This is a genomic window from Streptomyces sp. NPDC004788, assembly GCF_053601115.1.
In genome coordinates, this window is sequence record NZ_JBSGBF010000161.1 from 1 (window position 1) to 9,016 (window position 9,016).

At 73.4% G+C, this 9,016-nt stretch carries 11 protein-coding genes and 6 tRNA genes; 8 read left to right on the top strand and 9 right to left on the bottom strand.

Annotation, left to right across the window (positions count from 1 at the left end; translation table 11 throughout):
- Positions 1–986 (bottom strand): serine/threonine-protein kinase (locus ACWEJX_RS36500; RefSeq protein WP_451611712.1); only part of this gene is annotated, 986 nt, incomplete at its 3' end.
- A gap of 475 nt (positions 987–1,461) precedes the next feature.
- On the opposite strand from ACWEJX_RS36500, the gene ACWEJX_RS36505 reads away from it, so the two are divergent.
- From ACWEJX_RS36505 to ACWEJX_RS36515, 3 genes are all read left to right on the top strand, one after another.
- Positions 1,462–1,629, top strand: a complete 168-nt coding sequence (locus ACWEJX_RS36505) for a hypothetical protein (protein WP_451611713.1) — start codon at positions 1,462–1,464, stop codon at positions 1,627–1,629.
- Between the two features lie 158 nt (positions 1,630–1,787).
- On the top strand, positions 1,788–2,801 hold the full coding sequence (locus tag ACWEJX_RS36510) for a phosphotransferase family protein (protein ID WP_451611714.1): 1,014 nt from the start codon (positions 1,788–1,790) through the stop codon (positions 2,799–2,801).
- 40 nt (positions 2,802–2,841) lie between these two features.
- The gene (locus ACWEJX_RS36515) at positions 2,842–3,120 is read left to right on the top strand and encodes a TFIIB-type zinc ribbon-containing protein (RefSeq protein WP_451611715.1); all 279 of its coding nucleotides are present in this window, start codon (positions 2,842–2,844) and stop codon (positions 3,118–3,120) included.
- 102 nt (positions 3,121–3,222) lie between these two features.
- Here the strand turns inward: ACWEJX_RS36515 and ACWEJX_RS36520 are convergent.
- From ACWEJX_RS36520 to ACWEJX_RS36545, 6 genes are all read right to left on the bottom strand, one after another.
- Positions 3,223–3,297: transfer RNA gene (locus ACWEJX_RS36520), tRNA-Val, on the bottom strand.
- Between the two features lie 34 nt (positions 3,298–3,331).
- A tRNA-Val gene (locus tag ACWEJX_RS36525) sits at positions 3,332–3,403 on the bottom strand.
- 34 nt (positions 3,404–3,437) lie between these two features.
- Positions 3,438–3,509: transfer RNA gene (locus ACWEJX_RS36530), tRNA-Val, on the bottom strand.
- 34 nt (positions 3,510–3,543) lie between these two features.
- Positions 3,544–3,615, bottom strand: a tRNA-Val gene (locus ACWEJX_RS36535).
- 1 nt (position 3,616) lies between these two features.
- Positions 3,617–3,690 (bottom strand) — tRNA-Cys (locus ACWEJX_RS36540).
- A gap of 39 nt (positions 3,691–3,729) precedes the next feature.
- Positions 3,730–3,802: transfer RNA gene (locus ACWEJX_RS36545), tRNA-Gly, on the bottom strand.
- A 256-nt stretch (positions 3,803–4,058) separates the two neighbouring features.
- Between ACWEJX_RS36545 and ACWEJX_RS36550 the strand changes: the two genes are divergently transcribed.
- The 3 genes from ACWEJX_RS36550 to ACWEJX_RS36560 are packed head-to-tail and all read left to right on the top strand — an operon-like array spanning position 4,059 to position 6,845.
- Positions 4,059–5,129, top strand: coding sequence for a chorismate-binding protein (locus ACWEJX_RS36550; protein WP_451611716.1), 1,071 nt, complete (start codon positions 4,059–4,061; stop codon positions 5,127–5,129).
- Entirely contained in the window at positions 5,126–5,956 is an 831-nt protein-coding gene (locus tag ACWEJX_RS36555; RefSeq protein WP_451611717.1) for an aminotransferase class IV, read from the top strand. Before ACWEJX_RS36550 ends, ACWEJX_RS36555 begins: the two co-directional genes overlap by 4 nt.
- 49 nt (positions 5,957–6,005) lie before the next feature.
- Positions 6,006–6,845, top strand: coding sequence for a GNAT family N-acetyltransferase (locus tag ACWEJX_RS36560; RefSeq protein ID WP_451611718.1), 840 nt, complete (start codon positions 6,006–6,008; stop codon positions 6,843–6,845).
- A gap of 4 nt (positions 6,846–6,849) precedes the next feature.
- Here the strand turns inward: ACWEJX_RS36560 and ACWEJX_RS36565 are convergent, their stop codons facing one another.
- Complete coding sequence (locus ACWEJX_RS36565) at positions 6,850–7,362, bottom strand: DsbA family protein (protein WP_451611719.1); 513 nt, start codon at positions 7,360–7,362, stop codon at positions 6,850–6,852.
- A 218-nt stretch (positions 7,363–7,580) separates the two neighbouring features.
- On the opposite strand from ACWEJX_RS36565, the gene ACWEJX_RS36570 reads away from it, so the two are divergent.
- Both ACWEJX_RS36570 and ACWEJX_RS36575 read left to right on the top strand, forming a co-directional pair.
- Positions 7,581–8,006 carry a hypothetical protein gene (locus ACWEJX_RS36570; RefSeq protein ID WP_451611720.1) on the top strand — a complete coding sequence of 142 codons (426 nt, stop codon included), beginning with the start codon at positions 7,581–7,583 and terminating at the stop codon, positions 8,004–8,006.
- Between the two features lie 133 nt (positions 8,007–8,139).
- Complete coding sequence (locus ACWEJX_RS36575; protein WP_451611721.1) at positions 8,140–8,301, top strand: hypothetical protein; 162 nt, start codon at positions 8,140–8,142, stop codon at positions 8,299–8,301.
- Between the two features lie 18 nt (positions 8,302–8,319).
- Here the strand turns inward: ACWEJX_RS36575 and ACWEJX_RS36580 are convergent, their stop codons facing one another.
- Complete coding sequence (locus ACWEJX_RS36580) at positions 8,320–8,877, bottom strand: CGNR zinc finger domain-containing protein (protein WP_403796857.1); 558 nt, start codon at positions 8,875–8,877, stop codon at positions 8,320–8,322.
- Positions 8,878–9,016 lie beyond the last annotated feature (139 nt).

Sequence of the window (9,016 nt, forward strand, 5' to 3'; positions counted from 1 at the left end):
ACGGAAGACCCTCTCCCACGATTCGCCGAGCCCGCCCGTTCCACCGCCGACCGCTCCGTCGTCCGCTCGGTGTACCGCTCCGTGGGCCGCATGCCCCCGGCGCCGCGCTCGTCGCCCCGGTCACGGTCCCGCGGTACGGGGGGCCGGGCGGCGGCGGGCAGGCCCTGGGCCTCGCGGGCGGCGATCTCCTTGAGCCGCATGGACAGCTGGAGGGTGCTGGGACGTTCCTCCGGATCCTTCGCCAGACAGGCCCGGACGAGCGGAGCGAGTGCGTCGGGCACGCCGTGCAGCTGCGGCTCCTCGTGCACGACGCGGTAGAGCATGACCTCGGAACTGCCGTGCCCGAACGGGGAGTCGCCCATGGCCGCGTACGCCAGGGTGGCGCCGAGCGAGAAGACGTCGGTCGCGGCGGTGACCGGGGCGCCCCGCACCTGCTCGGGCGCGAGGAAGCCGGGGGAGCCGACGGCGGTGCCCACGTGCGTCAGCGTGCTGGCGCCGGTGGCCCAGGCGATGCCGAAGTCGATGATGCGGGGGCCCTTGGGGGAGAGCAGGATGTTCGACGGCTTGAGGTCACGGTGCACGACCCCGGCCTCGTGCACGGCGACCAGGCCCTCGGAGAGGGCGGCGCCGATCCCGGCGACGTCGGCGGCCCGCAGCGGACCCTCCTCGGCGACCCGGTCGTGCAGGGAGGGCCCGGGCACGTACTGGGTGGCGAACCAGGGCCGGTCGGCCTCCAGGTCGGCGGCGACGAGCCGGGCGGTGCAGCCGCCGCGGATCCGCCGGGCGGCGGAGACCTCGCGCGCGAAGCGGGAGCGGAACTCCTGGTCCTCGGCCAGGTCGGGCCGGATGACCTTGAGCGCCACGCGCTGCCCACGGCGGTCGGAGCCGAGGTACACGACTCCCATTCCGCCGGCCCCGAGCCGGCGGTGCAGCCGGAAGGACCCGACGATCCGCGGGTCCTCGCGCCGGAGCCGCATCATCGCCATGTCCGTCCCCTCGTCCGTTCGACGTGGCACAGCTTACGTACCGCCGCGGCGGCGTGCTCACAGGCCGCGCCCTCCGGGCCGCATCGATTGTCAGTGCTGAGGGGGACACTTGAGGCCCGGTCAGCACAGGCGGCCGCCAACACCCCCTCGTATCAGGCTTGTTGGGAATCCGTCCGGGCGACACCCCGGGCGCGCGGGTGAAACGTGACCGACGTCACCCACCCCCTCCGGGAAGACCCCGGGCCAGGAGGATCCGTCTCCACCCAGGGGAGTACTCCGGACGGACGGACGTCATCCTCCGGGAGGCCCGCAAGTCGGTACGCGGGCATGACGCCCGAGCGGCCCGCGCTGCCTAGATTGGATGTCAAGCGGCGGGTGCAGCACTCGTCCCCCGAGGTCACCGCACCCGCCGCGCCGACCCACCGGTCCGAACGGCCGGACGGTCCGAACAGCGCGCATCGACAGGAGAGGAACCATGGCGATCCCGGCCCCGCGGATGCATCCCCGTCCCACCGGCCGCCGTCACCCGCTGGTGGCGACCGCCATGGTCCTCCCTCTCGCGGCCCTGCTCGTGGTCGTCTTCGGCGGCTGGGACGCGGTGGTCACACAGGCGTCGTCCGTGGGCGTGATGCTGGGGCGCTGAGCGGCGCTCCGGACCCGGGAGAGCGGCCCGGGTCGGGGACATCCGGCCAACAACCCCGTGGGGACGGGGGTGCGGCGGACGGCAGCGTGCGGCCGGTCAGCTGGGGAGCTGACCGGCCCTCGCGCTTTTCCCGGGACCGTGCCCCTTAGGCTCCCCGGGTGGAGGAAACCGATCTCACCCGCCTGCACGCGCTCGCACGGGCCGCGGCCCACCCCGACGGGGCGTCGTCCTGCCCGTGCCCGGTGGACCTGCTCGCGGACCGGGACGACGGCACGGTCGTACGGCACGGGGACCTCGTCCTGAAGGCGCACGCCCCCGGCGGCGACCCGGAGGAGCTGCGCTCGCGCACCTCGGTCGCGGCCCTCGCGCCCCTGGCGGACGTACTCCTCCCGCCCCTGCCAGCCCCGTCTCTCCCGGCCCCGCCCTTCCCGTCCCCGCCCCTCCCGGCCTCGCTCCCCGCGCCGCGCGCGTCCGCCCGCGTGGAGAACCGCCCGCTCACCGTCTGGCCGTACGGCGTCCCCGTCGACCCGGCCGACCCGGACGCGGCCCCCTGGGAGGCGGCGGCCCGGCTGCTCGCCCTGCTGCACCGCCACCCGGCCCCGCCGGGCCTGCCGGCGATGCGGGCGCCGGTGAAGGTGGCGCTCGCGGTGGAGCGGATGCGCCGCGCCGCCCCGGACCATCCGGCCACGGCCACGGTGCTGCGCGCCTGGCGCACCGTCCCGGAGCCGGGGGAGGCGGGGCCCGGGCCGTACCAAGGGCTCTGCCACGGCGACTTCCATCTGGGCCAGCTGGTCCGGCCGGGCGGCGGCCCGCACTGGCGGCTGATCGACGTCGACGACCTCGGCGTCGGCGACCCGGCCTGGGATCTGGCCCGCCCGGCGGCGTGGTTCGCGGCGGGACTACTTGCACCGGAGGTCTGGGCGCGCTTCCTCGGCGCGTACGAGGCGGCCGGCGGCCCGGCGACCACGGCCCCCGGCCAGGCGCCGGGCTCCGATCCCTGGTCGCGGCTCGACGTCCCGGCCCGCGCGCTGACCGTGCAGACCGCGGCGCTCGCCGTCGCCAAGTCCACTGCCGAGGGACGCCCGCTGGACGAGGTGGAGGACGTGATGATCGACACCTGTGCCCGAATCGGTACGCTCCGAACCGAGTTGGCCCCGCCTGCGTCCCCCTAGGGTGAGAGCACCATTCGAACGGCAGGGAGTTGAGATCCGCATGCAGTGTCCCAAGTGCCATGCGCCCATGCACACCTACAACCGCAGCGGCGTCCAGATCGAGCAGTGCAGCGGCTGCCGCGGCATCTTCCTGGACTACGGCGAGCTGGAGGCCCTGACCCAGCTGGAGTCGCAGTGGGTGAAGCAGGCCCCGCCGCCGGCCTACCCGGCGCAGCCCGCGGCCCCGGCCTGGGGCGCCCCGCACCACGGAGGTCACCACGGTCACCACGGCGGCCACCACCACAAGGGCGGCTTCGGCCGACTGCTGTTCTCCTCCTGAGGCTGTGCGCCGCCCCTTCGGGGGCGGCCCCCTCAGACGCGTTCCCAGGGACGACGACACGACGAAGCCCCCGGCCGCGAGCAGCGGCCGGGGGCTCATCTCTGGTGCGCGATACTGGGATTGAACCAGTGACCTCTTCCGTGTCAGGGAAGCGCTCTCCCGCTGAGCTAATCGCGCGGGCGATCCGAGAGTCGAGGATCCGAAGATCCGGTGCGCGATACTGGGATTGAACCAGTGACCTCTTCCGTGTCAGGGAAGCGCTCTCCCGCTGAGCTAATCGCGCGGGTGACTCGAAGATCAAGAACCCGAAGGTCCAGTGCGCGATACTGGGATTGAACCAGTGACCTCTTCCGTGTCAGGGAAGCGCTCTCCCGCTGAGCTAATCGCGCGGGGGATCCGAGGATCCAGGACCCGAGGGTCCAGTGGACGATACTGGGATTGAACCAGTGACCTCTTCCGTGTCAGGGAAGCGCTCTCCCGCTGAGCTAATCGTCCTTGGAGGTGGAGACGGGATTTGAACCCGTGTAGACGGCTTTGCAGGCCGTTGCCTCGCCTCTCGGCCACTCCACCAGGAGTGATAACAGGGGTTCGGGATGATCCCCCACATCGAGCGGACGACGAGATTCGAACTCGCGACCCTCACCTTGGCAAGGTGATGCTCTACCAACTGAGCCACGTCCGCTTGTCGTTTCCGTTTCGCTTCCGCGTCCCGGCGACGTGTTGAACTTTAGCGGATTCCTCGGCCAGTACAAAAACGCGTTTGCGCAGCGTGCTGACCTGCACCCCCTCCGGGGCACCGGCCGGGGTCCGCGCGCGGCGCGCACCGGGCGGTGCGGGAGCGTTCGTACGACGTTCACTCCTCGTGTCCTCGGGGTGGCGGGGAGCGGCCCCCAGGCGGCCCGGAGCCCCCTTCCGGCCTCCGCCCTAGACTCGCAAGAGTGCACACCCACACTCCTCTGGCGCGCTTCGGCGGCCTCCTCGCCACCGACCTCCGGGACGTCACCCATGATCCCGAGGCCCTGGACTCCACCGGCTTCTGGGCCGTCTGCGCGGACTTCGAGGGCCGCCTGACCTGCGCCCGCTTCGGCGACGTGCGACCCGACCCCATCCCCGCGCCGGTGCCCGGAGCCTGGCGCGGCCCCACCGCCGGCGACTGGACGTCCTCGCTCGACCGCGCCGCGTACACGGCGGGCGTGCGCCGGGTCCGCGAGCACATCGCGCGCGGCGAGGTCTACCAGGCGAACCTCTGCCGGGTGATGTCCGCGCCGCTGCCCGACCCGGCCGGCGCCGACGTCGACGCGCTCACCGCGCTGCTGGCCCGCGACAACCCCGCGCCGTACGCCGGAACGATCCGGCTGCCCGCGCATGGCGTGGAGATCGCCACCGCCTCCCCCGAGCTGTATCTGCGCCGCACCGGCCGCACCGTCGAGTCCGGCCCCATCAAGGGCACCGGCAGGACCGCCGCGGACCTTCTGGAGAAGGACCACGCCGAGAACGTGATGATCGTGGACCTGGTCCGCAACGATCTGGGCCGGGTCTGCGCCACCGGGTCCGTCACCGTGCCCGAGCTCTGCGCCGTCGAGCCGCACCCCGGCCTCGTGCACCTGGTCTCCACCGTCCGCGGCGAGCTGCGGGGCGAGGCCGGCTGGCGCGAGCTGCTCGCCGCCACCTTCCCGCCCGGCTCCGTGACCGGCGCCCCCAAGTCCAGCGCCCTGCGGATCATCGAGGCCCTGGAGACCGCCCCGCGCGGCCCCTACTGCGGCGGCATCGGCTGGGTCGACGCCGACCGGCGCACCGCCGAGCTCGCCGTGGGCATCCGCACCTTCTGGATCGACCGGGCCGCGGGCATGCTGCGCTTCGGCACCGGCGCCGGCATCACCTGGGGCTCCGACCCCGAGCGCGAGTGGGCCGAGACCGAACTGAAGGCGTCCCGGCTCGTCGCGATAGCGTCGGGCGGGTACGAGCCGAGCGACGCGTACGAGGCGACTGGAAAGGCCATATCCCGATGAAACTCTGGGTCAACGGCGCACTGCACGACGCCGGGGCCGCGCAGGTGTCCGTCCTGGACCACGGGCTCACCGTCGGCGACGGCATCTTCGAGACGGTCAAGGCCGAGCGCGGCGAAACGTTCGCCCTCACCCTCCATCTGGAGCGGCTCACCCGCTCCGCCCGCGGCCTGGGCCTGCCCGACCCGGACCTCGACGAGGTCCGCCGCGCCTGCGCCGCCGTCCTCGCGGCCAACCCGATGGAACTCGGCCGGCTCCGCATCACGTACACCGGCGGGCTCTCCCCGCTCGGCTCCGAGCGCGGCGACGCCGGGCCGAGCCTGGTCGTGGCCCTCGGCGAGACCAGCCGCCGCCCGGACTCCACCGCCGTGATCACCGTGCCGTGGACCCGCAACGAACGCGGCGCGCTCACCGGCCTGAAGACCACCTCGTACGCCGAGAACGTCGTCGCCCTCGCCCGGGCGCGCGAGCGCGGCGCCTCCGAGGCGCTGTTCGGCAACACGGTCGGACAGCTCTGCGAGGGCACCGGCTCCAACGTCTTCGTGGTCGTCGGCGGCCGCATCCTCACCCCGCCCGTCTCCTCCGGCTGCCTCGCGGGCATCACCCGCGCCCTGGCCGTGGAGTGGACCGGCGCCGAGGAGACCGACCTGCCGCTGGAGGTCCTGGAGAGCGCCGACGAGATCTTCCTGACCTCGACCCTGCGCGACATCCAGGCCGTGCACCGGGCCGACGACCGGGAACTCGCCGGGACCCCGGGACCGGTCACCGCCAAGGCCATGCGCGTCTTCGACGAGCGGGCGGCCCAGGACCGGGACCCGAAGTTCGGCTGATCCTTCCCACGGGATGACGGGCGGCGGCTGGGTGGGTAGAACACGGGTGATGACCACCACCCTGCGGCCGTCCGAGCCGCTCCAGCGCTCCGCCGACGGCGGCCGTTCCCGCACGTACGACATCTGCGTCAACGGCCGCGTCGTCGGCTCCGTGCACGTCTCCACCGACCCCGGCTTCGGTCCCGCCACAGGCGTGATCAAGAGCCTCCGGGTCGCCGAACCGGACCGCGGGCGCGGCCGCGGCACGGTGGCGGCGCTCGCCTCGGAGGAGGTGCTGCGCGACTGGGGCTGCCGGCAGGTGCTGGTCCAGGTGCCCACCGCGGTGGAGCCGGCGCTGCGGATGGCCCGCTCGCTCGGCTACACGGAGCGCAGCCGGAACATGGTCAAGGAGCTGCCGGAGCGGCCTGCCGAGCTGCCGCCCGGTTTCGAGGTGCGGCCCATGACCGAGGCCGAGTTCCGGCCGTGGGAGGCCGGGGCTCGGGAGAAGTACGCCCGGAGCTGGATCGAGCGCGGCATGCCGGCGGACCAGGCCCGCGCCAAGGCGGAGGCCGGCCACCGGGAGCTGCTGCCGAACGGCCTGGCCACCCCGGGCATGGCGTTCCACCTGGCCGTCCGGGACGGGCAGGTGGTCGGCCGGGTGTGGACCGGCTTCCGCGACGTGGAGCCGGGGACGCGCGGCGGGTACGTGTACGACATCGAGGTCGTCGAGGAGCAGCGCGGACACGGCTACGGCCGGGCGCTGATGCTGCTCGCCGAGCAGACCGCGCGGGCGGCCGGGGAGGGCCTGCTCGGACTGCACGTCTTCACGGGCAACACCCCGGCGATCCGCCTCTACGAGTCGCTGGGGTACCGCACGACGCACCTGAACAGCGCCAAGAGCCTGCTGTAGGGCGTCAGCCCGCGAGGAGGCGGTCGGTGATCTCCTCGATGCGCGCGCGCAGGCCGTCCTGGCTCTGGCCGCCGTCGAGGCGCTCGCCGCCGACGACGTAGGTCGGGGTGCCGGTGACCTTGATCGCCTTGCCCTCGGCCTCGTCGGCGTCGACCGTGAGCAGGTGTCGGCCGTCGATCAGGGCGGTGTCGAACTCCTCGGCGTCCAGGCCCAGTTCACCCGCCACCTCCAGGAGCACGGGCTCGCCGCGCTCGCCGAGCTCGGCGGTCCTGGCGAGCAGCGCCTCCGTGTACTCCCAGCCCCTGCCCTGGGCGAACGCCTCCTCGGCGGCCTGGGCCGCGGCGTAGGCGTGCTTGTGCTTGGCCAGCGGGAAGTGGCGCAGCTGCACGTCGAGGCGCGCGCCGTACTTCTCGCGCAGCGCGCGGACGTCGTCGAGGGCCTTGAAGCAGTCGGGGCACTGCAGGTCGAACCAGGTCTCCAGGACGACCGGGGAGGCGGGGGTGGTGGACTCACTCATGGGAAGAAGTCTCCCATCCGCCGGTCCCTGGGGGACGACCCGGAGATGTCCCTGATCCGGGGCTCCGGGCATGGCCGTGGGCGGGCCGGGCGGTGCAGGATGGAAGGGACGTACCGACCGTGACAGACCGACCCGTGACAGACGACCCGTGACACCGCCGGCGACGTACCGCTCGCGACTGCCGCTCGTGGCGCACCACTCGTGACCTGGAGGATCGCATGCTTGCCGAGACCATCTGCTCCGCGGTGTCCGCGGCGGGCCTGGGCATCGCCGCGGTCATGGCCTTCCGCAAGAAGTACCTGGCCGCGGCCCGGACGGCCGCCTATGCGCTGCTCCTGCTCGGCCTGGTGATGACGGGCGCGGTGCAGTGGCTCGCGGACACGGCCTTCAGCCCGGTCGCCTGGGCCGGCTTCGGTGTGCTCGGCGGGGCCTGGCTGCTCCTGCTGGTCACGCGGGCGGTGGAGCGGCGCCGGGCGGGCCGCGAGGTGGCCGCCGGGGGAGAGGGCCGCGGGGCCGTGGCGCCGGCCGCGTCGGCTCCGTCGCTCGGCGCGGGTCAGCGCGGCGCGACCACGAAGCCGCGGGCCGGGACCGGCGACGAGGACTTCAGCGACATCGAGGCGATTCTGAAGAAGCACGGAATATGACCGGGACCGGTCCTCGATCCGACCGCTTCTGACGCTTCTCGTTCCCGGCGTCCACGGGATGGGGTGAACGGGCCTGGCCATGGGGTGTGTTGCGGGATTTCCGGGGCGCGCTGTGCGCGATCATCCCCGCGAGATGCTCGATACCTCGCGGGACCCCGTCCCCACCTCCGCACCCCCTGCCGAGGAGCCGCGCGGCTGTCTGTTCGCGCTCTCCCAGCCGCCGTTGATGATCTTCCTCGCGGTGATCGGCGGACTGCTGCTCATGGCCGCCGTCCACGACCTGTTCCTGCTGTGAGGCGGGCGGCGGGCGGGCTCAGCTCGCGGCTTCCTTGCGGCGGGCCCGGTACGCGGCCACGTGCAGCCGGTTGCCGCAGGTGCGGCTGTCGCAGTAGCGGCGGGAGCGGTTGCGGGAGAGGTCGACGAAGGCCCGGCCGCAGTCCGGGGCCTCGCAGCGGCGCAGTCGTTCCTGCTCGCCCGCGACGACGATGAAGGCCAGCGCCATGCCGCAGTCGGCGCCCAGGTGGTCGGCGACCGAGGCCCCCGGCGCGAAGTAGTGCACATGCCAGTCGTAGCCGTCGTGGTCGGTGAGCTGCGGCGTCGTACCGGCGGCGGCGACCAGCTGGTTGATCAGCGTCGCGGCGATCCGGGCGTCGGGGGCCGAGAAGACGGCCGCGAACCGCTCGCGCACCTCGCGGACGGCCTTCAGGTCGTCGGCTCCGAGCTCACCGACGTCGCTGATCTTGTTCCTGAGCACGAAGGACTGCAGCGCCGGGATGTCCCCGAGCTCGTCGTCGCGGTCGCCCTGTGGGGCGGTGTTCATCAGATCGACGACGGTGTCGAGGGCGATGCGGGTGTCGTGGGGGATCAGCACGATGCGCTCCCTGGCCGGCTGCGGGCGGGCGCCCGCGGAATTGCGCTGACTCTAGCGCGACCCGGAAACGGGCATCGGCGCCCTCCGCCGCGCCGGGTGCGCGGTGGAGGGCGCCGAGGGGAAGGCGTAAGCGGTTGCC

Excerpts from the sequence above, each read along its gene's own strand:
- ACWEJX_RS36505 (WP_451611713.1), top strand. The coding sequence starts at position 1,462 with ATGGCGATCCCGGCCCCGCGGATGCATCCCCGTCCCACCGGCCGCCGT.
- ACWEJX_RS36515 (WP_451611715.1), top strand. The coding sequence starts at position 2,842 with ATGCAGTGTCCCAAGTGCCATGCGCCCATGCACACCTACAACCGCAGC.
- ACWEJX_RS36555 (WP_451611717.1), top strand. The coding sequence starts at position 5,126 with ATGAAACTCTGGGTCAACGGCGCACTGCACGACGCCGGGGCCGCGCAG.
- ACWEJX_RS36560 (WP_451611718.1), top strand. The coding sequence starts at position 6,006 with ATGACCACCACCCTGCGGCCGTCCGAGCCGCTCCAGCGCTCCGCCGAC.
- ACWEJX_RS36565 (WP_451611719.1), bottom strand. The coding sequence starts at position 7,362 with ATGAGTGAGTCCACCACCCCCGCCTCCCCGGTCGTCCTGGAGACCTGG.
- ACWEJX_RS36570 (WP_451611720.1), top strand. The coding sequence starts at position 7,581 with ATGCTTGCCGAGACCATCTGCTCCGCGGTGTCCGCGGCGGGCCTGGGC.
- ACWEJX_RS36575 (WP_451611721.1), top strand. The coding sequence starts at position 8,140 with ATGCTCGATACCTCGCGGGACCCCGTCCCCACCTCCGCACCCCCTGCC.